The sequence below is a fragment of the Pseudomonas lundensis genome (assembly GCF_001042985.1).
Taxonomy (GTDB): Bacteria; Pseudomonadota; Gammaproteobacteria; order Pseudomonadales; family Pseudomonadaceae; genus Aquipseudomonas; species Aquipseudomonas lundensis.
In genome coordinates, this window is the sequence record NZ_JYKY01000007.1 from 65,976 (window position 1) to 89,749 (window position 23,774).

Annotated in this window: 21 protein-coding genes; 9 read left to right on the forward strand and 12 right to left on the reverse strand. The window is 58.5% G+C overall.

Going from position 1 to position 23,774, the window contains the following annotated elements; genetic code table 11:
• Positions 1–128: 128 nt before the first annotated feature.
• On the forward strand, positions 129–1,385 hold the full coding sequence (icd, locus tag TU74_RS07935) for an NADP-dependent isocitrate dehydrogenase (protein WP_047274325.1): 1,257 nt from the start codon (positions 129–131) through the stop codon (positions 1,383–1,385).
• Positions 1,386–1,459: 74 nt separating this feature from the next.
• On the opposite strand, the gene TU74_RS07940 is transcribed toward icd, so the two are convergent.
• Positions 1,460–1,732: a cold shock domain-containing protein gene (locus TU74_RS07940; RefSeq protein WP_139145710.1), complete on the reverse strand. Its 273-nt coding sequence runs from the start codon at positions 1,730–1,732 to the stop codon at positions 1,460–1,462.
• 224 nt (positions 1,733–1,956) lie between these two features.
• Here TU74_RS07940 and clpS point away from each other — a divergent pair, with 224 nt between their 5' ends.
• Complete coding sequence (gene clpS, locus TU74_RS07945) at positions 1,957–2,319, forward strand: ATP-dependent Clp protease adapter ClpS (RefSeq protein WP_047274327.1); 363 nt, start codon at positions 1,957–1,959, stop codon at positions 2,317–2,319.
• Positions 2,320–2,348: 29 nt separating this feature from the next.
• Entirely contained in the window at positions 2,349–4,619 is a 2,271-nt protein-coding gene (clpA, locus tag TU74_RS07950) for an ATP-dependent Clp protease ATP-binding subunit ClpA (protein WP_047274328.1), read from the forward strand.
• A gap of 120 nt (positions 4,620–4,739) precedes the next feature.
• Here clpA and infA read toward each other — a convergent pair whose 3' ends face one another.
• From infA to aat, 3 genes are all read right to left on the reverse strand, one after another.
• Positions 4,740–4,958 carry a translation initiation factor IF-1 gene (infA, locus tag TU74_RS07955; RefSeq protein ID WP_002553999.1) on the reverse strand — a complete coding sequence of 73 codons (219 nt, stop codon included), beginning with the start codon at positions 4,956–4,958 and terminating at the stop codon, positions 4,740–4,742.
• Between the two features lie 100 nt (positions 4,959–5,058).
• Complete coding sequence (locus TU74_RS07960) at positions 5,059–5,766, reverse strand: arginyltransferase (RefSeq protein ID WP_047274330.1); 708 nt, start codon at positions 5,764–5,766, stop codon at positions 5,059–5,061.
• 108 nt (positions 5,767–5,874) lie between these two features.
• A complete protein-coding gene (aat, locus tag TU74_RS07965) occupies positions 5,875–6,561 on the reverse strand; it encodes a leucyl/phenylalanyl-tRNA--protein transferase (RefSeq protein ID WP_047292788.1) in 687 nt (228 codons plus the stop codon).
• Between the two features lie 425 nt (positions 6,562–6,986).
• Here aat and TU74_RS07970 point away from each other — a divergent pair, with 425 nt between their 5' ends.
• The 6 genes from TU74_RS07970 (at position 6,987) to cysG (ending at position 14,605) form a co-directional block, all read left to right on the forward strand.
• Positions 6,987–9,389: a DNA translocase FtsK gene (locus TU74_RS07970; RefSeq protein ID WP_047292790.1), complete on the forward strand. Its 2,403-nt coding sequence runs from the start codon at positions 6,987–6,989 to the stop codon at positions 9,387–9,389.
• Positions 9,390–9,441: 52 nt separating this feature from the next.
• Complete coding sequence (gene lolA / locus TU74_RS07975) at positions 9,442–10,065, forward strand: outer membrane lipoprotein periplasmic chaperone LolA (RefSeq protein WP_047292791.1); 624 nt, start codon at positions 9,442–9,444, stop codon at positions 10,063–10,065.
• 151 nt (positions 10,066–10,216) lie between these two features.
• Complete coding sequence (locus TU74_RS07980; RefSeq protein ID WP_048375877.1) at positions 10,217–11,542, forward strand: replication-associated recombination protein A; 1,326 nt, start codon at positions 10,217–10,219, stop codon at positions 11,540–11,542.
• Positions 11,539–11,913, forward strand: a complete 375-nt coding sequence (gene crcB / locus TU74_RS07985; protein ID WP_047274335.1) for a fluoride efflux transporter CrcB — start codon at positions 11,539–11,541, stop codon at positions 11,911–11,913. Before TU74_RS07980 ends, crcB begins: the two co-directional genes overlap by 4 nt.
• 16 nt (positions 11,914–11,929) lie before the next feature.
• Positions 11,930–13,210, forward strand: a complete 1,281-nt coding sequence (gene serS, locus TU74_RS07990; protein WP_047277720.1) for a serine--tRNA ligase — start codon at positions 11,930–11,932, stop codon at positions 13,208–13,210.
• Complete coding sequence (gene cysG, locus TU74_RS07995) at positions 13,211–14,605, forward strand: siroheme synthase CysG (RefSeq protein ID WP_047274337.1); 1,395 nt, start codon at positions 13,211–13,213, stop codon at positions 14,603–14,605. It begins immediately after the preceding gene.
• A gap of 38 nt (positions 14,606–14,643) precedes the next feature.
• Here the strand turns inward: cysG and TU74_RS08000 are convergent, their stop codons facing one another.
• From TU74_RS08000 to TU74_RS23090, 8 genes are all read right to left on the reverse strand, one after another.
• The gene (locus tag TU74_RS08000; RefSeq protein WP_047274338.1) at positions 14,644–15,831 is read right to left on the reverse strand and encodes an osmoprotectant NAGGN system M42 family peptidase; all 1,188 of its coding nucleotides are present in this window, start codon (positions 15,829–15,831) and stop codon (positions 14,644–14,646) included.
• Positions 15,832–15,902: 71 nt separating this feature from the next.
• Positions 15,903–17,648, reverse strand: a complete 1,746-nt coding sequence (gene ngg / locus TU74_RS08005) for an N-acetylglutaminylglutamine synthetase (RefSeq protein ID WP_047292798.1) — start codon at positions 17,646–17,648, stop codon at positions 15,903–15,905.
• A gap of 3 nt (positions 17,649–17,651) precedes the next feature.
• Complete coding sequence (locus TU74_RS08010) at positions 17,652–19,424, reverse strand: N-acetylglutaminylglutamine amidotransferase (protein ID WP_048375884.1); 1,773 nt, start codon at positions 19,422–19,424, stop codon at positions 17,652–17,654.
• A gap of 38 nt (positions 19,425–19,462) precedes the next feature.
• Positions 19,463–20,590, reverse strand: coding sequence for a tyrosine-type recombinase/integrase (locus tag TU74_RS08015; protein WP_240478012.1), 1,128 nt, complete (start codon positions 20,588–20,590; stop codon positions 19,463–19,465).
• Positions 20,485–20,829 (reverse strand): helix-turn-helix domain-containing protein, encoded by a 345-nt coding sequence (locus TU74_RS24650; RefSeq protein ID WP_240478008.1) that lies wholly within the window; start codon positions 20,827–20,829, stop codon positions 20,485–20,487. The genes TU74_RS08015 and TU74_RS24650 overlap by 106 nt, the downstream gene beginning before the upstream one ends.
• Before the next feature lie 37 nt (positions 20,830–20,866).
• Positions 20,867–21,601 (reverse strand): metallophosphoesterase, encoded by a 735-nt coding sequence (locus tag TU74_RS08020; protein ID WP_048375885.1) that lies wholly within the window; start codon positions 21,599–21,601, stop codon positions 20,867–20,869.
• Between the two features lie 446 nt (positions 21,602–22,047).
• Positions 22,048–22,377, reverse strand: coding sequence for a hypothetical protein (locus TU74_RS08030; protein WP_048376014.1), 330 nt, complete (start codon positions 22,375–22,377; stop codon positions 22,048–22,050).
• 423 nt (positions 22,378–22,800) lie between these two features.
• On the reverse strand, positions 22,801–23,718 hold the full coding sequence (locus TU74_RS23090; protein WP_053069979.1) for a DUF1937 family protein: 918 nt from the start codon (positions 23,716–23,718) through the stop codon (positions 22,801–22,803).
• Between the last annotated feature and the right edge of the window lie 56 nt (positions 23,719–23,774).

Genomic DNA, 23,774 nt, shown 5'->3' on the forward strand with positions numbered 1-23,774 from the left:
ATCCGGGCTTGTCAGGAGGGTTGTGGCAGGCAAGTAACCGGGTATGTAGAACATTCGGTTTGCGTCCCCATTCAACTGGGTTACGCTCGAGAGCGGCATAGATGTTAAACCCACATATGGAGTTCAGCATGGGATACAACAAGATCAAGGTTCCAGCCGCAGGTGAAAAAATCACCGTCAATGCAGACCACTCCCTGAACGTGCCCGACAACCCGATCATTCCTTACATCGAAGGTGACGGCATCGGTGTCGATATCAGCCCGGTCATGATCAAAGTGGTGGATGCTGCTGTGAGCAAGGCCTACGGCGGCAAGCGCAACATCTCCTGGATGGAGGTGTATGCGGGCGAGAAGGCTACTCAGGTTTACGATCAGGACACGTGGCTGCCTCAGGAAACACTGGATGCAGTCAAGGAATACGTCGTGTCGATCAAGGGCCCGCTGACCACGCCGGTCGGTGGCGGTATTCGCTCCTTGAACGTAGCCCTGCGCCAGCAACTCGATCTGTATGTCTGCCTGCGCCCCGTGCGTTGGTTTGAAGGCGTGCCCAGTCCGGTCAAAAAGCCGGGCGACGTCGACATGACCATCTTCCGCGAGAACTCCGAAGACATTTATGCCGGCATCGAATGGAAAGCCGGTTCGCCTGAAGCGAACAAGGTGATCAAGTTCCTGAAAGAAGAAATGGGTGTGACCAAAATCCGTTTCGACCAGGACTGCGGCATCGGCGTCAAACCGGTCTCCCGAGAAGGCACCAAGCGTCTGGCGCGCAAAGCCTTGCAATATGTGGTGGACAACGACCGCGAGTCGCTGACCATCGTGCACAAAGGCAACATCATGAAGTTCACCGAAGGTGCCTTCAAGGAATGGGCTTACGAAGTGGCGGCCGAGGAGTTCGGTGCAACCCTGCTCGACGGCGGCCCGTGGATGCAATTCAAGAACCCTAAAACCGGACGCAATGTCATCGTCAAGGACGCCATTGCCGACGCCATGCTCCAGCAGATTCTGCTGCGTCCCGCCGAATATGACGTGATCGCCACGCTCAATCTCAACGGCGACTACCTGTCCGATGCGCTTGCAGCAGAAGTGGGCGGTATCGGTATTGCGCCGGGCGCCAACCTGTCGGACACCATCGCAATGTTCGAGGCCACCCACGGCACGGCGCCCAAGTACGCGGGCAAGGATCAGGTCAACCCCGGATCGCTCATCCTGTCTGCTGAAATGATGCTGCGACACATGGGCTGGACCGAAGCGGCGGACCTGATTATCAAAGGCACCAATGGTGCAATTTCGGCCAAAACCGTGACGTATGACTTCGAACGCCTGATGGAAGGCGCCACGTTGGTGTCGTCTTCAGGTTTTGGCGATGCGCTGATTGCCCATATGTAGGGCTTTAATGACAGAAAAGGCCGATTCATGTGAATGAATCGGCCTTTTTTTGCACTGACTGTGGGATCGGCGGGTCAGACCGAGAGGGTGTTGGCCTCTGTCGCAGTCGTGGGGGAGGTGGCTTTATTGCTGGTGATCTTCACTGCGTGCAGGCCTTTGGGGCCTTGAGTGATTTCGAAATTGACTGGCTGGCCCGCTTTGAGCGTCTTGTAGCCGTCCATTTCAATGGCTGAAAAGTGGGCGAAAAAGTCGATCTTGTCTCCGTGTTCATCTATGCCTTCCTTGGCGTCCGCGTTGATAAAGCCGAAGCCTTTGGCATTGTTGAACCACTTGACCTTGCCTTGCATACTCATATCCCTCTGCTGCAAACGACTCCATCACTGGAGTATCATCCAGTTCACTCGCACATCGACCCTGAAAGTGGTTGACTGTGCGGACCTTTACTCCCCACATTGGGTACCAATGGTTGTAACACCGTTTTACCGATAGTCAAGGTCACGCGGCGGCGCTGTTGAAATTTGATGCGCCTGCCTCCATCACTGTAACCGCACAACGACGAACCTTTCTTTCCATGCATGCAATCAGCCAGATTCGACTAACATTCAATCAGGATCGACCCGATTTTGATGACGACGACTCCGCTGGCTTGGCTGTGCAAGAGGCTAAGCCCGCACTTCAGGCGCCGCCGATGTACAAGGTGGTTTTGTTCAACGATGACTACACACCCATGGATTTCGTCGTCGAAGTACTTGAGGTGTTTTTTAACTTGAATCGCGAATTGGCGACCAAGGTCATGCTGGCCGTTCATACAGAAGGACGGGCAGTGTGCGGCATCTTTACCCGCGACATTGCCGAGACCAAGGCCATGCAGGTAAATCAGTACGCACGCGAAAGCCAGCATCCGCTACTCTGTGAAATCGAGAAGGACGGTTAACGCCGACCACTTGGGTATGAGGTGAAGCCATGTTAAACCGCGAGCTCGAAGTCACCCTCAATCTTGCCTTCAAGGAAGCCCGCTCCAAGCGTCATGAGTTCATGACGGTTGAGCACCTCCTTCTTGCGCTTTTAGATAATGAGGCAGCCGCAACCGTTCTACGCGCCTGCGGCGCAAACCTCGACAAACTCAAGCATGACCTGCAAGAGTTTATTGATTCCACAACCCCTCTGATCCCCGTTCACGATGAAGACCGTGAAACCCAGCCTACGCTCGGTTTTCAACGGGTTCTGCAGCGTGCGGTATTTCACGTCCAAAGTTCGGGCAAGCGTGAAGTGACCGGCGCCAACGTGCTCGTGGCCATTTTCAGCGAGCAGGAAAGCCAGGCGGTATTCCTGCTCAAGCAACAAAGCGTTGCACGCATTGATGTGGTGAATTTCATTGCACACGGCATCTCCAAAGTGCCGGGCCACGGTGAACATTCCGACGGCGAACAGGACATGCAGGATGAGGAAGGCGGTGAAACCTCCTCTTCGAGCAATCCGCTGGACGCCTATGCCAGTAACTTGAACGAGCTGGCCCGTCAGGGTCGCATTGACCCGCTGGTTGGGCGTGAGCATGAAGTCGAGCGCGTGGCTCAAATCCTTGCGCGGCGCCGTAAAAACAACCCGTTGCTGGTCGGTGAGGCCGGGGTGGGTAAAACCGCAATTGCCGAAGGCCTGGCTAAACGTATTGTTGATAATCAAGTCCCGGACTTGCTGGCCAATAGCATCGTCTACTCGCTGGATCTGGGCGCGTTACTGGCCGGTACCAAATACCGTGGCGATTTCGAGAAGCGGTTCAAGGCGTTGCTGGGTGAGCTGAAGAAGCGCCCGCAAGCCATCCTGTTTATCGATGAGATCCACACCATTATTGGTGCTGGCGCTGCATCGGGTGGCGTGATGGACGCGTCCAATCTGCTCAAGCCGCTCCTGTCTTCCGGGGACATCCGCTGCATCGGTTCCACGACGTTCCAGGAATTTCGTGGCATTTTCGAGAAGGACCGTGCACTGGCGCGTCGCTTCCAGAAAGTGGACGTGTCTGAGCCGTCGGTTGAAGACACCATCGGCATTCTGCGCGGGCTGAAAGGGCGTTTTGAACAGCACCACAGCATCGAATACAGCGACGAATCGCTGCGTGCCGCGGCTGAGCTGGCATCACGCTACATCAACGATCGCCATATGCCCGACAAGGCCATTGATGTCATCGATGAGGCGGGTGCTTACCAGCGCCTGCAACCGGTTGAGAAGCGCGTCAAGCGTATCGAGGTCGAGCAGGTGGAAGACATCGTGGCGAAAATCGCCCGAATTCCGCCTAAGCATGTGTCCAGTTCCGATAAAGAACTCCTGCGCAACCTTGAGCGTGACTTGAAACTGACCGTATTTGGTCAGGATGCGGCCATTGATTCGTTGTCGACGGCCATCAAGCTCTCCCGTGCAGGGCTCAAGTCGCCTGACAAACCGGTCGGTTCCTTCCTGTTCGCAGGCCCGACGGGCGTGGGTAAAACCGAAGCGGCCCGTCAACTGGCCAAGGCGCTGGGTGTTGAGCTGGTGCGCTTTGACATGTCCGAGTACATGGAAAGGCACACCGTCTCGCGTCTGATCGGTGCTCCTCCCGGGTACGTAGGGTTTGATCAGGGGGGGTTGCTGACGGAGGCAATCACCAAGCAGCCGCATTGCGTGTTGCTGCTCGATGAAATCGAGAAGGCGCACCCTGAAGTCTTTAACCTGTTGTTGCAGGTCATGGACCACGGGACGCTCACCGACAACAACGGGCGCAAGGCCGACTTCCGTAACGTGATCATTATCATGACCACCAATGCCGGGGCCGAGACCGCTTCCAGGGCTTCGATCGGGTTTACCTTCCAGGATCACTCGTCCGATGCCATGGAAGCGATCAAGAAAAGCTTCACGCCGGAGTTCCGCAACCGCCTGGACACCATTATTCAGTTTGGTCGCCTCAGTCACGAGGTCATCAAAAGCGTGGTGGACAAGTTCCTTACCGAGCTTCAGGCGCAGCTGGAAGACAAACACGTGCAGCTTGATGTCACAGACGCGGCACGTGGCTGGCTGGCGGCGGGTGGTTACGATGTGCTGATGGGTGCGCGTCCGATGGCGCGTCTGATTCAGGACAAGATCAAGCGCCCGCTGGCGGAAGAGATCCTTTTTGGCGAATTGGCCGATCATGGCGGTGTGGTTCACATCGACCTGAAAGACGGCGAGTTGACCTTCGAGTTTGAAACCGCGGTTGAAATGGCTTAAAGCAGCCCAGCATAAAAAAGCGCCGAAAGGCGCTTTTTTTATGGCGTGGTGATCCGGATGCTGACAAATCGCAGGCAAACAAAAACGCCCGGCAGAACCGGGCGTTTTGTATTGACTTGATTAGCGAGCGCGGTAAGTGATGCGCCCTTTGCTCAAGTCATAGGGCGTCAGCTCGACGCGCACTTTGTCACCGGTAAGAATACGGATGTAGTTCTTGCGCATCTTGCCGGAGATATGCGCGGTTACGACGTGCCCATTTTCCAACTCCACGCGAAACATGGTGTTGGGCAGGGTGTCGACGACAGTGCCTTCCATTTCGAAGCTGTCTTCTTTCGACATGCAGTAAAGCCCTCGGTGTCCAGTGAATGGCCCGGTGCAACTGCGCCAGGCAAAAGCGGCGTGCATTGTGCCCGAAAAGTGGGGTTCACGCCAAGGGGGTTCAGTAAAGAGTGCTCCATCTTTGGTTAATCAGCAGTTCAATAGGCCTGTATTCGGTCTTGTAATTCATTTTTTTGCAGTTTTTGATCCAGTAACCGAGATAAACGGCTTCCAGTCCAAGGCGCTCGGCTTCCGTGATTTGCCACAGGATGCAATAGCGGCCCAGGCTGCGGCGCTCTTCGTCGGGATCATAAAAGGTGTAAACCGCAGACAGGCCGTTAGGCAGCACATCCGTCACGGCCACTGCCAGCAGCCGTCCGTCCAGCCTGAATTCATAGAATCTGGAAAATGGCAGGTCGCGCACCAGAAACGTCGAAAACTGATCGCGGCTGGGCGGGTACATATCGCCATCGGCATGGCGCTGCTCGATGTAGCGCTGATACAGGTCGAAGTGTTCTTCGCTGAACCCCGGCCTGGCCACCTGCACGTGCAGGTCTGCATTGCGCTTGAAGATGCGCTTTTGCTGACGGCTCGGGTTAAAAAGCGCCACAGGGATGCGTGTTGCCGTGCATGCATCGCATCGCAGGCAGTGTGGGCGGTAAAGGTGGTCGCCACTACGGCGAAAGCCCATTTCGGACAAGTCGGCGTACACCTGCACGTCCATCGGCTGGCTGGGATCGAGGAACAGCGTTGTGGCTTGTTCGTCGGGCAGGTAGCTGCAAGCGTGAGGTTGAGTGGCATAAAACTTCAAACGCGCCAGCTCGGTCATGATCGGCCCTCGGTGAATCCTTGAATTAAGTGTAAGCCAGCTCGGAAAACTCGCCCGTTAAACCTGGAGTGTTCTCCCGCACCCGGCGCGGGCAACTTTGCGCTACGGTCATGCCTGGCGGGGCCAGCAGGCGGTTGTCGGTTGATCGAGATGGTTGTGCAGGTAATCGGCGAACTGCACGCGCGGGATGGAGCGTGCGCCGAGGCTTTCGAGATGGCGGGTAGGCATCTGACAGTCAATCAAGACAAATCCCCAGGCCTGAAGCTGTTTGACCAGGGTAGCAAATCCGACTTTGGACGCGTTGTCGGCGCGGCTGAACATGGATTCGCCAAAAAACAGTTGGCCCATCGCCAGGCCGTACAAGCCGCCCACCAGTTCATCGTTCTCCCACACCTCAACAGAATGGGCGTGTCCACGTTCGTGAAGTTCGATGTAAGCATTTTGCATGTCGTCCGTGATCCACGTGCCATCGGCGTAGGCGCGTGGTGCCGCGCAAGCCTGGATGACCGCCTGAAAATCCCGGTCGTAGGTAACGGTGTATCGCTGCTGGCGCAGCACTTTGCCCAGACTGCGTGAAACATGCAGCTCATCTGGAAATAGCACCGTGCGCGGGTCTGGCGACCACCACAGGATGGGCTGGCCTTCGGAAAACCACGGAAAACAGCCGTGACGATAGGCCTGGACCAGGCGGTCGGCCGACAAATCGCCGCCTGCGGCAAGCAAACCATTGGGCTCGCGCATGGCGTTGGCCAAGGGGGGGAATGTCAGGGAGTCGCGTTTCAACCAGGTCAGCATGGCATTGAGTCTTACAGTAGAAGGGGAGGGCGGCTGCAACTCTGTCGCGCACGTGCGGTCTCAGTCGATCTGGCAGTCAATTCAGGGGCTGTGTGGCGCCTGTTATAAGTCTTTGTCACACAAGGCAATGCATGCTCAAATTGGCGCTTTGGGGCGTAGCACAAGACAATTTCTGTAACCTCGGGTGCCAGCATGGCATCGGCGGCTCAAACCCGTACAATGGCCCGCCTGTTTGAGCTGTTCTAAGCTGCACAGTATTCACTGTTTTACATGGCGGGCTGGTCATGAAAAAACACGTAATAGTACAAGGCTGTGTGTAAGGCTAGTCCAGTTTCATGTCTGAACTTGTCACCTGCTCGCCGTGAGCAGTATTTTTGCAGTCAATCCATAGTAGGGCGCGCCACAGGCGCAGGAAAACACGCGTTTTGAAGAAATCCACAGCAGCACCTAAAGAAGTTCCTCTCTGGCGTCAGCAATTGCACTACCGGCTCAAGGAAGGTGCGTTGATTGCGATTGGCGCCCTTTGCCTGTTCCTGATGATGGCGTTGCTGACCTATGCCAAAGACGATCCCGGCTGGAGTCATAACAGCCGCGTGGTGGATGTGCAGAACTTCGGCGGGCCTGCCGGTTCTTACAGCGCGGACATCCTGTTTATGGTGCTGGGCTACTTCGCCTACATCTTTCCGCTGCTGCTGGCGGTCAAGGCTTACCAGATCTTCCGTGAGCGGCATCAGCCCTGGCAGTGGAGCGGCTGGCTGTTTTCGTGGCGTCTGATCGGGCTGGTGTTTCTGGTGCTGTCCGGCGCGGCCCTGGCCCACATTCATTTTCACTCGGCTTCCGGCCTGCCGGCGGGCGCCGGTGGTGCACTGGGCGAAAGCCTGGGGGATCTGGCCAGGAACGCGTTGAACGTGCAGGGCAGTACGCTGCTGCTGATTGCGTTGTTCCTGTTTGGCCTGACCGTATTCACGGACTTGTCGTGGTTCAAGGTGATGGACCTGACGGGCAAGATCACCCTTGATCTGTTTGAGTTGATTCAGGGCGCTGCCAATCGCTGGTGGTCAGATCGTGCTGAACGCAAGCAACTGCAAGCGCAATTGCGAGAAGTCGACACCCGTGTCAGTGAAGTGGTGGCTCCCAGCGTTTCCGACAAACGCGAGCAGGCCAAGGCCAAGGAGCGCCTGATTGAGCGCGAACAGGCCCTGAGCAAGCACATGTCTGAACGTGAAAAACACGTGCCGGCCGTGATTGCCCCAGTGCCCACCAAGGCGCCGGAGCCCAGCAAGCGCGTGCAGAAAGAGAAGCAGGTGCCGCTGTTTGTCGACAGTGCGGTTGAAGGCACGCTGCCACCGATCTCGATTCTCGACCCGGCCGAAAAGAAGCAGCTCAACTACTCCCCTGAATCACTGGCGGCGGTGGGGCATCTGCTCGAGATCAAGCTCAAGGAGTTCGGCGTAGAGGTCTCGGTGGACTCCATCCACCCGGGCCCGGTCATTACCCGTTACGAGATTCAGCCCGCAGCAGGCGTCAAAGTCAGCCGCATTGCCAACCTGGCCAAGGACCTTGCACGTTCTCTGGCGGTAACCAGCGTGCGGGTGGTTGAAGTCATTCCGGGTAAAACCACCGTGGGTATCGAGATCCCTAACGAAGACCGCCAGATCGTGCGCTTCAGCGAAGTGCTGTCGACCCCTGAATTTGATAATGCCAAGTCGCCGGTTGCCTTGGCCCTGGGGCATGACATCGGCGGCAAACCGGTGATTACCGATCTGGCGAAAATGCCGCACTTGCTGGTAGCCGGTACTACGGGTTCCGGTAAGTCGGTAGGCGTCAACGCAATGATCCTGTCGATCTTGTTCAAGTCGGGCCCGGAAGACGCCAAGCTGATCATGATTGACCCGAAAATGCTCGAACTGTCGATTTACGAAGGCATCCCGCACTTGCTGTGCCCGGTAGTGACCGACATGAAAGACGCCGCCAACGCCTTGCGCTGGAGCGTGGCGGAGATGGAGCGTCGCTACAAGCTGATGGCCAAGATGGGCGTGCGTAACCTCGCGGGCTTCAACCAGAAGATCAAGGACGCCCAAGAAGCGGGCGAGCCGTTGACCGATCCGCTGTACAAGCGCGAAAGCATCCACGACGAAGCGCCGCTGCTGACCAAATTGCCGACCATCGTCGTGGTGGTCGACGAGTTTGCCGACATGATGATGATCGTCGGCAAGAAGGTGGAAGAACTGATCGCCCGCATCGCGCAAAAAGCCCGTGCGGCGGGGATTCACTTGATTCTCGCGACCCAGCGTCCTTCGGTGGATGTGATCACCGGTCTGATCAAGGCCAACATTCCGACCCGCATGGCGTTTCAGGTGTCGAGCAAGATCGACTCCCGGACCATCATCGACCAAGGCGGTGCCGAGCAACTGCTGGGGCACGGTGACATGCTCTACATGCCGCCTGGCACTAGCTTGCCGATTCGCGTGCATGGCGCGTTTGTGTCCGACGAAGAAGTGCACCGTGTGGTTGAAGCCTGGAAGCTGCGCGGCAGCCCGGATTACAACGACGACATCCTCAGCGGGGTGGAAGAAGCAGGCAGCGGCTTTGAAGGCGGTGGTGGCGAAGGCGGTGATGATGCAGAAACCGACGCCTTGTATGACGAAGCTGTCCAGTTTGTACTGGAAAGCCGTCGCGCCTCTATTTCAGCCGTTCAGCGAAAATTGAAGATCGGCTACAACCGCGCGGCGCGCATGATTGAATCCATGGAAATGGCCGGGGTTGTAACCTCCATGAACACCAATGGCTCGCGTGAAGTTCTGGCGCCGGCCCCACTACGCGACTGATCGGCCCGCGGCGCACTCGCGGGCCGGGTTTAACTAATCAAAGAGGGTTTTCATGCGTTTTTTCAGCATGCTGTTGCTACCGGTTCTGGCTATGTCTTCTCTTGCGGCTCATGCCGGCGAACAGGATGTAAAGCGGTTAGGCCAACTGCTGGGGCAGTCCAACACCATCAGTGCCCGTTTCAGTCAGTTGACGCTGGATGGCAGCGGCACTCAATTGCAGGAAACGGCCGGTGTCATGTCGGTCAAGCGCCCGGGGCTGTTCTACTGGCACACCGATGCGCCTCAAGAACAGACCATGACCTCGGATGGCAAGAAAGTGACCCTCTGGGACCCGGATCTGGAGCAGGTGACCATCAAGAAGCTGGATGAGCGCTTGAACCAGACACCTGCTTTGCTGTTGTCGGGAGACGTCTCAAAAATTGATCAGAGCTTCGACGTAACCTCTAAGGAGCAGGGAGAGGTGTTGGTGTTCACGTTGAAACCCAAAACCAAAGACACCCTGTTCGACTCGCTCACGTTGTCTTTTCGCAACGGCAAGATCAACGATATGCAATTGATCGACAGTGTCGGTCAGCGTACCAATATCCTGTTCAGCGGGGTGAAGGTGAATGAAGACATTCCTGCCAGCACATTCAAGTTTGTCGTGCCCAAAGGCGCTGATGTCATCCAGGAGTAACTCACTGTGCCGATCGGGCGGTGACGCGCGGCTAGTATTTTTCTGGCCGTGCCAGAGCGGTTTTTTTCGCGCAGTCAGCGCCCCTGTGGCAGGGCGTGAGCATCGCCATGGCATTGGCCCGCAGCACACACGTGAGGTTGTTTAAGCAGTGATGGACCTGTTTCGAAGTGCGCCAATCGCTCAGCCCCTGGCAGCCCGGTTGCGCGCCGCCAATCTGGATGAGTACGTGGGCCAGCAACATGTGTTGGCCCGCGGCAAGCCCCTGCGTGAAGCGCTTGAACAGGGCGCGTTGCACTCGATGATCTTCTGGGGCCCGCCGGGGGTGGGCAAAACCACGTTGGCGCGGTTGCTGGCGCAAGTGTCTGACGCGCACTTTGAAACCGTATCAGCGGTGCTGGCGGGCGTTAAAGAGATTCGCCAGGCCGTGGAAGTGGCCAAGCAGCAGGCCGCTCAATATGGCCGTCGTACCATCCTGTTCGTCGATGAAGTCCATCGTTTCAACAAGTCGCAGCAGGACGCGTTCCTGCCGTATGTTGAAGACGGCACGCTGATTTTTATCGGCGCTACCACGGAAAACCCGTCTTTCGAGCTCAATAACGCACTACTGTCGCGGGCGCGGGTGTACGTACTCAAAAGTCTGGATGAAGCGGCCTTGCTCAAGTTGGTACAGCGTGCCCTGACCGAAGAAAAGGGCTTGGGCAAGCGGGGGCTGACGCTTAGCGATGAGGGGTTTCACGTGCTGCTCAGGGCTGCCGACGGTGACGGTCGGCGCCTGCTTAACCTGCTTGAAAACGCGGCTGACCTGGCTGAAGACCACAGCGAAATCGGGACTGACCTGCTGCAGAGCTTGCTCGGCGATACCCAGCGTCGTTTCGACAAAGGCGGCGAAGCGTTCTACGACCAGATATCGGCCTTGCACAAATCGGTACGCGGCTCCAATCCCGACGGCGCCCTGTACTGGTTCGCGCGGATGATTGATGGCGGCTGCGACCCGCTGTACATCGCGCGCCGGGTGGTGCGCATGGCCAGTGAAGACATCGGTAACGCCGATCCACGGGCCCTGAGCCTGTGTCTGGCCGCCTGGGACGTACAAGAGCGTCTCGGCAGCCCTGAAGGCGAACTGGCTGTGGCGCAGGCCATTACCTACCTGGCCTGCGCGCCCAAAAGCAATGCGGTGTACATGGGGTTCAAAGCTGCGCTGCGCAGTGCGTCGGAATATGGCTCGCTTGAAGTGCCGCTGCACTTACGCAATGCGCCGACCAAACTGATGAAGCAGCTCGGTTATGGCGACGAGTACCGTTACGCCCACGATGAGCCGGATGCCTACGCAGCCGGGGAGGATTATTTCCCCGATGAACTGGCGCCTTTGCCGCTCTATCAACCGGTGCCGCGCGGCCTTGAGCTTAAAATCGGCGAGAAGCTCAAACACTTGGCCGCATTGGACCGTGCCAGCCCCTTGCAGCGGAGAAAACCTTGATTCCATTGGTCGCAGCTGTTTCTATCGGCGGTGTCGCCGGCACGTTGTTGCGCTTTGCGACCGGAAACTGGATCAACGCCAATTGGCCGCGACACTTCTATACCGCGACATTGGCCGTTAATATCGTGGGCTGCCTGTTGATTGGCATTCTTTACGGACTTTTCCTGATCCGCCCGGAAGTACCGATCGAGGTCCGTGCCGGACTCCTGGTGGGTTTCCTGGGTGGTTTGACCACCTTTTCATCCTTTTCACTGGATACGGTGCGCCTGCTTGAAAGCGGGCAAGTGCCACTGGCACTGGGCTATGCGGCTCTCAGCGTATTCGGCGGGCTGCTCGCAACCTGGGCTGGCCTGTCCCTGACCAAACTTTGATAAACGAGAAACCGACATGCTCGATTCCAAACTGTTACGTAGCAACCTTCAGGACGTAGCGGACCGCCTGGCATCCCGAGGCTTCACGCTGGACGTGGCGCGCATTGACGCGCTCGAAGCCAAGCGCAAGGAAGTCCAGACCCTGACCGAGAAGCTGCAGGCAGAGCGTAATGCGATCTCCAAAAGTATCGGTCAAGCCAAGGCGCGCGGCGAAGACATCGCGCCGCTGATGGCCAGCGTAGAAACCATGGGCAGCGATCTGGCCAACGGCAAGGTTGAGCTGGACGCGATCCAGACTGAACTGGATTCGATCCTGCTGAGCCTGCCTAACCTGCCGGACGCCTCTGTGCCTGTGGGCGCGGACGAAGACGACAACGTCGAGATCCGTCGCTGGGGTACACCGGCTGCGTTCGATTTCGATATCAAGGACCACGTCGCGCTCGGCGAGCAACACGGCTGGCTGGATTTCGAAACGGCCGCCAAATTGTCCGGTGCACGTTTTGCCTTGTTGCGTGGCCCGATTGCCCGCCTGCACCGCGCCCTGGCGCAGTTCATGTTGAACCTGCACATCAATGAACACGGCTATGAAGAGGCCTACACGCCTTACCTGGTTCAGGCCCCGGCGTTGCAGGGGACTGGTCAGTTGCCCAAGTTCGAAGAAGACCTGTTCAAGATCAGCCGCGAAGGCGAAGCGGACCTGTACCTGATCCCGACCGCTGAAGTGTCGTTGACCAATATCGTGTCCGGCGAAATCGTTGACCACAAAAACCTGCCGATCAAGTTCGTGGCTCACACCCCGTGTTTCCGCAGTGAAGCCGGTGCGTCGGGTCGCGATACCCGTGGCATGATCCGCCAGCACCAGTTCGACAAGGTTGAAATGGTGCAGATCGTCGAGCCGTCCACCTCGATGGATGCGCTGGAAGGCCTGGTGGGTAACGCGGAAAAAGTGTTGCAACTGCTTGAACTGCCCTACCGCACCCTGGCGCTGTGCACCGGGGACATGGGGTTCAGTGCGGTCAAGACCTACGATCTGGAAGTGTGGATTCCGAGCCAGGACAAATACCGCGAAATCTCCTCGTGCTCCAACTGTGGCGATTTCCAGGCGCGCCGCATGCAGGCGCGTTTCCGTAACCCGGAAACCGGCAAGCCGGAGCTGGTGCACACCTTGAACGGTTCGGGTCTGGCGGTGGGCCGTACGCTGGTGGCCGTGCTGGAAAACTACCAGCAGGCAGACGGTTCGATCCGTGTACCGGACGTGCTCAAGCCTTACATGGGCGGCATCGAGGTCATCGGCTAAATGGAGTTTCTGCCGCTGTTTCATAACCTGCGTGGCAGCCGTGTCCTGGTGGTCGGCGGCGGGGAGATTGCCTTGCGCAAGTCCCGCCTGCTGGCAGATGCCGGTGCGGTGTTGCGGGTGGTTGCACCCGCCATTGAGCCGCAGTTGTGCGCGTTGATCGACAGCAGCGGTGGTGAGCAAGTCTTGCGCGGCTATGAGGAGGCAGACCTGCAAGGGTGTGTACTGATCATTGCCGCAACGGACGACGAACCACTCAATGCCCAAGTCAGCGCCGATGCTCATCGGCGTTGCGTGCCGGTCAATGTGGTGGACGCACCAGCGCTATGCAGTGTGATATTCCCGGCGATCGTTGATCGCTCGCCGCTGGTGATTGCGGTGTCCAGCGGGGGCGATGCGCCCGTGCTGGCCCGCTTGATCCGCGCCAAGCTTGAAACCTGGATTCCTTCGACCTACGGTCAACTGGCAGGTCTGGCAGCGCGTTTTCGTGCCCAGGTCAAAGGCCTGTTCCCAGACGTGCAACAGCGTCGAGCGTTTTGGGAAGACGTGTTTCAGGGGCCGATTGCCGACCGCCAACTGGCCGGGCAGGGCGCAGAAGCCGAGCGCCTGTTGCTCGCCAAAATCAATGGCGAAGCGACGCTGGCCACCGGCGAGGTTTACCTTGTGGGGGCCGGGCCGGGCGATCCGGACTTGCTGACCTTCCGCGCACTGCGCTTGATGCAACAGGCCGATGTGGTGCTGTACGACCGCCTCGTGGCGCCTGCGATTCTGGAACTGTGTCGCCGTGATGCCGAACGTATTTATGTCGGCAAGCGCCGTGCCGATCATGCGGTCCCGCAAGACCAGATCAACCAGCAGCTGGTGGATCTGGCCAAGCAGGGCAAGCGTGTGGTGCGCCTCAAAGGGGGCGACCCGTTCATCTTTGGTCGCGGGGGGGAGGAAATCGAAGAACTGGCCGCCCACGGGATTCCGTTTCAGGTGGTGCCGGGCATTACGGCCGCCAGCGGGTGTGCGGCGTATGCCGGTATTCCGCTGACCCATCGTGACCACGCGCAGTCTGTGCGATTCGTCACCGGTCACCTCAAAGACGGCACCAGCAACTTGCCGTGGAGCGATCTGGTCGCCCCGGCGCAAACCCTGGTGTTTTACATGGGGCTGGTGGGATTGCCGATCATCTGCGAGCAGTTGATCCGCCATGGTCGTTCTGCGGACACCCCGGCCGCCTTGATCCAGCAGGGCACGACCACCAATCAGCGGGTATTCACCGGCACGCTGGGCAATCTGGCCACGCTGGTCGCTGAGCACGAAGTCCATGCGCCGACCTTGGTGATCGTGGGCGAAGTCGTACTGCTGCGTGAGAAACTTGCGTGGTTTGAAGGGGCGCAGGCCGAGGTCTAAGTTCTACCCCTCACCCTGGCTTGGGTGAGGGGCTTTTATCACGTGCGGTTATCGCCCACCAGGCTATCCACTGACGGCACCCGTGTGTCGCTCTCCATTTGCGTGTCGTGCTCCAGCTGGTGACTGAACCTGTCCAGCGAGCCTTGCGCAGGCTGCGCATCGCTGGCAAACACCGGCGGGCTCATCATGTACGCCCCGAGCAAGCGACTTAACGCCGCCAGACTGTCGATGTGGGTGCGTTCATAGCCATGCGTGGCATCACAGCCAAATGCCAGCAGCGCACAGCGAATATCGTGCCCCGCCGTGACCGCTGAATGCGCATCGCTGAAGTAGTAGCGAAACATGTCCCGGCGTACCGGCAATTCGTTCTCCGCGCCCAGGCGCAGCAAATGCCGCGACAGGTGATAGTCATACGGGCCGCCGGAATCCTGCATCGCCACGCTCACCGCGTGTTCGCTGGAATGCTGGCCGGGGGCCACCGGGGCAATGTCGATCCCGACAAACTCACTCACGTCCCAAGGCAGGGCGGCAGCAGCCCCGCTGCCGGTTTCTTCGGTGATGGTGAACAGCGGGTGACAGTCGATTTGCGGCTGTTCGCCACTTTCCACAATCGCCTTCAACGCGGCCAGCAAAGCGGCTACTCCGGCTTTGTCATCCAGATGCCGGGCACTGATGTGGCCGCTTTCGGTGAATTCCGGCAATGGGTCGAACGCCACGAAATCCCCCACGTTGACCCCCAGCGAATCGCAGTCGGCGCGGGTCGCGCAGTACGCATCAAGGCGCAGCTCGATGTGGTCCCAACTGATCGGCAGTTCATCGACGCCGGTGTTGAAGGCATGCCCTGATGCCATTAAAGGCAACACGCTGCCACGGATCACGCCGTTGTCGGTAAACAGGCTCACGCGGCTGCCTTCGGCAAAACGGCTGGACCAGCAGCCTACCGGGGCCAGCACCAGACGGCCGTTGTCCTTGATCGCACGCACGCTGGCGCCAATGGTGTCCAAATGCGCAGACACCGCGCGATCCGGGCTGTTTTTCTGCCCCTTGAGGGTGGCGCGCAAAGTGCCGCGACGGGTCAGTTCAAAGGGAATGCCCAGCTCCTCAAGGCGCTCTGCTACGTAACGCACAATGGTGTCGGTGAAACCGGTGGGGCTGGGGATGGCGAGCATCTCCAGCAATACCCGTTGCAGGTAATCGAGGTCGGGTTCGGGAACAGTGCGGTTCATAAAGACTCCTGAAACGAGGCCCACCGCGCGCACGGCGTGCGGCGGGCCTGACGGGATGTTCAGCGGCTGGCCTAGGGCGCAGGCTGACGGTGAGGGAACAACAAGTCGATGAAGCGCTCGGCGGTGGGTTGCGGCTCGTGGTTGGCCAGCCCGACCCGCTCATTGGCTTCGATAAACACGTACTCGGGTTGATCGGCGGCTGGGACCATCAAGTCGAGCCCGACCACCGGGATATCCAGTGCGCGCGCGGCCCGCACAGCGGCATCCGCGAGCACCGGGTGCAAGATGTCGGTGACATCTTCCAGGCAGCCGCCGGTGTGCAGATTGGCAGCGCGGCGCACCGCCAGCGTTTCGCCCGCGGGCAGCACACTGGCGTATTCATACCCGGCAGCCTGCACCGTGCGCTCGGTTTCCGCGTCGATCGGAATACGACTCTCCCCGTCGGTGGCGGCCTGCCGTCGGCGGCTCTGCGCTTGGATCAATTGCAGGATGCTGTGATGACCATCGCCCACCACTTGGGCTGGGCGCCGGATAGCGGCGGCCACCACGTCAAAGCCGATCACCACAATGCGCAGGTCGAGGCCTTCGTGGAAACTCTCAAGCAGCACGCGACTGTCAAACGCCCGTGCGGCTTCAATGGCCTGCTGCACCTGCTGAATGTCGCTCAAGTCAACGGCCACGCCATTGCCTTGCTCGCCGTCCAGCGGTTTGACCACGATGCGTGCGTGTTGCTCCAGAAACGCCAGGTTGTCGTCGGCTTCGCCCGCCAGTTGTTGCGTAGGCAAGCTCAGGCCCGCCTCACTCAACACTTTGTGGGTCAGGCTTTTGTCCTGACACAAACTCATGCTGATGGCGCTGGTCAGGTCCGAAAGCGACTCGCGGCACCGAATGCGCCGCCCGCCGTGGCTCAGGGTAAACAGACCGGCAGTGGCGTCATCAATCTGCACGTCAATCCCGCGCTTGTAGGCTTCTTCCACCAAAATCCGCGCATAAGGATTGAGCCCGGCTTCAGGGCCGGGGCCCAGGAACAGAGGCTGATTGATGCCGTTCTTGCGCTTGATGGCAAAGGTCGACAGGGTGCGAAACCCCAGCTTGTTGTAGAGGTTCTTCGCCTGTTGGTTGTCGTGCAGCACCGACAGGTCGAGGTAGCTCAGGCCACGGCTCATGAAATGCTCCACCAGATGGCGCACCAGCACCTCGCCCACGCCGGGGCGCGGGCACAGCGGATCGACCGCCAGGCACCACAGGCTGCTGCCGTTTTCCGGGTCGTGAAACGCGGTGTGGTGATTCAAACCCATGACGCTGCCGATCACGGCGCCGCTGTCTTCATCTTCCGCAATCCAGTACACCGGGCCGCCCTGATGGCGGGCCGTGAGCAGGGTCGGGTCAATCGGCAACATGCTGCGGGCGATGTACAGCGAATTGATGGCCTCCCAGTCAGCATCGGTTTGCGCCCGGCGAATGCGGAAGCCGCGAAACACGCGGGTGGCCTGGCGGTAATCGGTAAACCACAGGCGCAAGGTGTCCGAGGGGTCGAGAAACAACTGTTGGGGCGACTGCGCCAGCACCTGTTGCGGCGCGGCCACATACAGGGCGATGTCACGCTCGCCGGTTTGCTCATTCAGCAGTTCGTTGGCCAGGCTGGCCGGGTCGGGAAAGGTGTGCCCGATCAGCAAGCGCCCCCATCCGCAGTGCACAGCAACCGGTTGGGTATCCAGTGCGCTGCCGTCTTCGGCGAAGCGCGCTTGCAGACGTTCGTAGGAGGGCGCTTGTCCGCGCAGCAAGCGTTGGCTGTAGGCAGTGGCGAGGGGTTTCATGGGTCAGATTCCTTGTTCGCTCAGCCACAGGTTCAGGGCTGCCAGTTGCCACAGTTTGGAGCCATTGAGCGGCGTTAACTGGCTTTGTGGGTGGGTCAGCAGGCGGTCCAGCATGGCGGGCTGGAACAGGCCGCGGTCCTGGCTCGGATCGAGCAGCAAGTCACGCACCCAGTTCAGGGTATCGCCCTGCAAATGTTTCAGGCCGGGGACCGGGAAGTACCCTTTTTTACGGTCGATCACCTCGCTGGGGATCACCCGCCGGGCGGCTTCTTTAAGCACCTGCTTGCCGCCATCGGGCAGTTTGAAACGGGCCGGGATGCGCGCCGAGAGTTCGGCCAGCCGGTAGTCGAGAAACGGCGTACGTGCCTCAAGGCCCCAGGCCATGGTCATGTTGTCGACCCGTTTGACCGGATCATCCACCAGCATCACCGTGCTGTCCAGGCGCAGCGCCTTGTCCACGCCTGCGTCGGCCCCCGGCTGGGCGAAGTGCTCGCGCACAAAGTCCCCGGCAGCGTCATTGGCCGTGAGCCATTGTGGCTGCACGGTGGCTTTGTATTCGTCGTAGCTGCGATCAAAGAACGCCTCGCGATAGGCCGCATACGGATCGCTGGCGCCATCGACCTGCGGATACCAGTGATAACCGGCGAACAGCTCATCGGCGCCCTGACCGCTCTGCACCACTTTGCAATGCTTGGCGACTTCGCGCGACAGCAGGTAAAAGGCGATGCAGTCATGGCTGACCATCGGCTCGCTCATGGCGCGGAAAGCCGCAGGCAATTGCTCGATGATTTCGTGTTCGCCAATGCGCAGCTGGTGATGACGGGTGCCGTAATGCTTGGCAATCAGGTCTGAATACTGGAATTCATCACCCCGTTCACCGCCTGCGTCCTGAAAACCGATGGAAAAGGTCGATAAGTCTTGTACGCCCACCTCGCGCAGTAACCCTACCAACAAGCTGGAGTCCACACCGCCGGAGAGCAGCACGCCGACATCCACCGCCGCGCGTTGACGAATGGTCACGGCTTCACGGGTGCTGTCGAGTACGCGGTCGCGCCAGTCTTCGAGCGTGAAGTGAGCCTCGTCGGCGTGGGGGCCATAGGGCAAGGTCCACCAGGTTTTCTGCTCCGTATTGCCTTGGGCATCGATGCGTAGCCACGTCGCAGGCGGCAGCTTTTCAATACCCGCAACCAGCGTGCGCGGTGCCGGCACCACCGCATGAAAATTCAGGTAATGGTTAAGCGCAACCGGGTCGAGCATCGGGCTGATATCGCCGCCCTTGAGCAGGGCTGGCAGGGTTGAGGCGAAGCGCAACCGTTCGCCGGTGCGCGACAGGTACAGCGGCTTGACGCCCAAACGGTCGCGGGCAATGAACAGGCGCTTGGCGTCCCGCTCCCAAATGGCAAAGGCAAACATGCCATTGAGCTTGGGCAGCAGCGCCTCGCCCCACGCGTGATACCCCTTGAGCAGCACTTCAGTGTCGCCCCCGGAATAAAAGGCATACCCCAGGGCTTCCAGTTCGGCGCGTAGTTCAGGGAAGTTGTAGATCGCCCCGTTGAACGCCAGGGAAAGGCCCAATTGACTGTCGATCATGGGCTGCGCAGAACCATCGGACAGGTCCATGATTTTCAGGCGGCGATGACCGAGGGCTATCGGCCCTTGACTGTGAAATCCCCAGGCATCGGGACCACGGGGTGCAAGGTGGTGGGTGATGCGTTCGATGGCTGCCAGGTCGGCAGGTTGTTGATCAAAACGTAACTCTCCAGCTAATCCGCACATATTCCATTGGGCCTTGTATTTGCTGGGCCTAGGCGTATCTACCGTGATTCAAGTACCAATTTTGTACCGTTTTTCGGTAAATCCAGCTTTTCAAGCTCCGCGAAATCGCTCGAAGAGCTGATCCACTTGGCATAGGTCGAAAGCAGTACCTGGACGCTGTGTCCAAGTTGCGCAGCGATGAATGCGGGATTCATTCCGGACATCAGGCACATTGTTGCGTAGGTGTGCCTGGTGTCGTACATCCGGCGATACCGTATTCCGCTCTTGCGCAGGGCTGACAACCAATAACGCTTAGCCCCAGTTTCGGATCGGATGTACAGCTCTGATCTTTCACCCGAGCCTTCCGGCGCGAAAACGTAATCAGAGCGCGCCGCCGTAAGTAGTCTGGCTTTTTCGAGTGCCTGCAAGGCTCGATCGTTCAATAAAACTTCCCGCGAGACCTTCGTTTTGGTCCTCTCCTTGATCTTGCCGTACAGCCTGATACGGCACACCTTGGCGCGCCGAGAGCGCGTATCAACCTCGCTCCAGCGCAGGGCCATCGCCTCGCCTGGACGCATTCCTGTATAGAAAGAAAACTCAAAAAAACACGCGTAAATAGCCTGCAAGCCGCTCGTCACTTCGTACAGCTTCTCGATCAATTCGTCAGCCTCTTCGCGACTGAACGGGTCGATCTCGCGCTTGGTGACACGCGTCGGCGGGATCGAGTTGGCCGGGTTCCTCAGAATCAACTCATCATTCACGGCCTGGGTCAGCAGGCCGGTCACCAGCCGTATGGCGCCCTTCCTGCGGATTGGCGAAGTCCACGTAATACCATTGACGATTTTCCGCATGAGCACCGGCGTGATCTTGTCGAGCGGGTACGTGGCCAGGTGCGGTACCCAGTAGTTTTGCATGGTGCTTCTGTAGTTCTTGCGCGTGCTGTCTTCGATCTGGAGGCTGTTCAGCCAGTCCTGGGCGTAATCGAAAAATATGGGCATTTGCCCAGTGGAGTCGCTCCGACTATTAGGGAACAACTCCCTGTATTTCTCCGGTGTAAGCGCGCCCAGCTTGGCCAGCTGTATTACTTGAGAACGTAAAGCCTCGGCTGCTGCGATTCCCCGAGCGGTTTGCGGGAGAGTGAGCGTTTCGCAGTGCCGCTTCTTGTTCCAGGAGAACCTGATCCTGATCGACTTCCCGACAAGCTCAACTCCGGTGGGCAGCTCCATTGGCTCTCTAGCCATTCGTCATACCTCCATTTGCTGTACATGATTCGCCCGTCGATTTTCGACCAGACGCCGGCTGGGATGATGTTACGTTCTCGTTTGCGCTGCAGGGCTTTCGGCGTGGTGCCCAGCAGTTCGGCCATCCGCTTTTCGGTGACCTTGTCATGGCCGGACTCATCGCCCAGCTTCTCGGCTGTCGCCATGGTGATACTCCGCGCCGCGCTGGGCGGCAGAAGGTGGTTATTCCCAGTCGTAACTGAGCGCAGGGTTGATAGGTGGGATGCATTGCAGGGATGCCAGATCAAGCAGCGTGAAGTGCCCGTCCATCCATCCGGTGGTATCGATGTGATAGACGTTGCCGAGGACTGCCGGCTGACGCAGCGGGGTGTGCCCGACCACCATCGCGCGGATACCTGCAACCCCTGAGGCGTCGCCGTCCTGAATTCGGCTGCGCGACCACATGCAGCTGTTCTGCACCTGCTTCAGCCGTTTGCTGCTCTCGGGTGATTCAAGTTCAGCGCGTAACTGGCCCCAAGACTGGAAGGGGCAATCTGCGTGGACGATGCCGATCAGGCCCTGGGCCGTCTCAACCTCGATCGCAATCGGCAAGTCCTGGAACATCACCTGGTAGTTCTGCTGCTCGTTCAGTGGCATACCGACAAACCACGTCCCGCCGTTGTACATCCAGTTGCCGATATCGCAGGTGTCAAATCGGCACACGTAATCGTCATGGTTGCCGCGCACCGGGTGAAACCACAGCTTGTTCAGCCACTTGATCACGTCTTCGCATTCAGGCCCGCGGTCCACAAGATCGCCAACGCTAAAGAGTCGGTCAACTGCAGGATCGAATCCGGCAGCATCCAGCGCCGCTTGCAACCGGGTGAAGTGCCCGTGAATGTCGCCAACCGCGAAGTCGCGGCCAGCAGTATTTGCGGCGAAGCGCTTCACGCGCGACACCTCGATATTTTCGAGCATGCAGAAATACCTCGCCCGCCGCTCACCGGCAGGCATGTAGGGGTATTGGGAGTAGGGTTTTGCCTGCGAAAAGTGGTTCTAGATCACAAAACCATATTTCGATCGCGCCCCTTGCTGGGCTTCCAAGAACTTTTACTGCTTTGGAAGGTCGATCAATAACCTAAAATAGATAAGCAGCTATGCGATCTCTAATTCTTGATATGCCTAATGGGCGCGCGCTCGTCGAGGAGCTTGATCTTGCGACTGAGCTAATGATGTCCATTCCCATCGAGCTTGTCGGCGGTGAGCAATGGCAGGCAGCTTTTGATAGGCAGCAGTTAGCATTCAAGGCTTGGCGCTCATACCTTCTTTGCATAGCCAAGCATCCGAAGCGTGACGCTCAGTGTGAGATAAGTAAGATCGCCTGAGCCTCAATGTGGGCCGGTAGGCGAACCAGAGGGTGGCGATCATGGCGTCACCTCGCGGCGAGCCCACCAGCAGACCGGACCGTCGTCGGTGTCGTGAATGGCCAGGCAGAACCAGCCCTCGCCATCAGGCCGATCCGGCTCCCAGTAGCTGCAGTCCGGGTCGCCGGCTTCGAAATAGCGCTCAGATACCGCTTCGTCGCTGTGGTATTCGAGGCTCACCATCTTCACGTGCAAGCGCTGTTCGGCTACCCAGGCCTTGCACTTATCACCGTCGCCCTCGTCGAAGTCGGGCATATCGGGGTGAGCGAACATGCCGTACTCATCGCGCACGACCGGGGCTGGCTGGATCAACTTGATTTCTTCAGGCATGACTTCGTCCTTGCCGCTATAGCGGCTCAATTGGTCCATTTGCGGGTTCACTGTTAAAATGTTTTTTGGCCCACTTCTTCGAGTGAGTAGGGCCAATTAATTTGAAAATTTGGATTGGTACTTTCGCGTGATAAGAAAAACTAGCAGTGTATTCAAGGCCTCTATGGTTGCCGTATCGACGTTGGTGATGGCGTTTTTGACGGGGTACGCAGTCGGATTTATCGCAAGGAGTACAACCTGGAAAACTCATGACACCATTGGCCGAGCAATTATGGTGTTCGTTCTCGCTGGTATTGGCTTGTCCTTGGCTAGCCTAGTTGGAAAGCTAGTTCGATTTTCAAGGACTGAAGTAGTGGCTATTTTTGCACTTGCCGCTTGGACTATCGCTTTTTGTTTGTACGGGTTCTTTGTTGCGACTGGGAATTAGAATGTAGGTTTGCACTCGATTTGCTTTTGCAGCAGGTCATGGGCATTCACAACCGTCATGCCGGAGAACTCTTCGGCAGTAGGCAAGTCTTCAAGGCAGCCGAATATCGGCATTCCCAGCTCGCGGGCCCGATGCACCTCGCCCAGCGTGCCGGCGCTGTACCGCCAACCATCAATCAGAACAACTGCGTCGCATCGCTCCATCAGAGCCAGTGTGCCGTCTAGGAAGAACTGGTCCTGATCGGGTAGCTCGTCATCGAAGTGAGCGGTATTGGTGTGTGGGCAGATTGGAAACCAGCCCAAACGCGCCGTGGAAACGGCTACGGACCTCGCTGCCGCTATGTTGTCAGCAATCTTTTCCCGGCTGGCCGCCCGGTATGGGCCAGCCACATACACGACAGGTATTTTGCTGCGCATGGTCACCGGGTTGCGGCCGTGGTTGCCGTGGTACTTGTGCTGTAATTCGAACGATTTCCGCGCCGCTGCGGCCTCAAACAGAGACTCGAATCTTCCGAGGAAAATCTGCCTGTTGTTTTGATAGGCGTATGCCTTCCAGCTCGAGCGCTCATCCCAGGAAACGCCGCGAACACCGGTCAGGTTCCCGCTATTGAGTTTTTGATTCCTGGCGTTTTCCAAGTAGGTGGCGGGCCTGAGATTGCTCCACCGGTTGTCCGCGCGATCGCCATTTATGTGATCAACCAGGTCAGGAGGAAACTCACCGACCATAAACAGGAATGCGAGTCGATGTAGGTAGTAGGGCTTTTTGTCGATTACCACCTTCAAATAGCCCTTCCGGTCTTTGGTGTTCGCCGCGGTACCGGCGGCAGTTCGACTGCGGCCAATAACCCAGGTAAACACGCCGGTGACCGGGTTGTAATGCAGCAGCTCTTTCAGCTTTGCCTGAGATATGGACATTACGAGTTCCTGCCGGGCCATGCCCGGGGTGTGGTGCTACGATGGCCCCTTCCTCT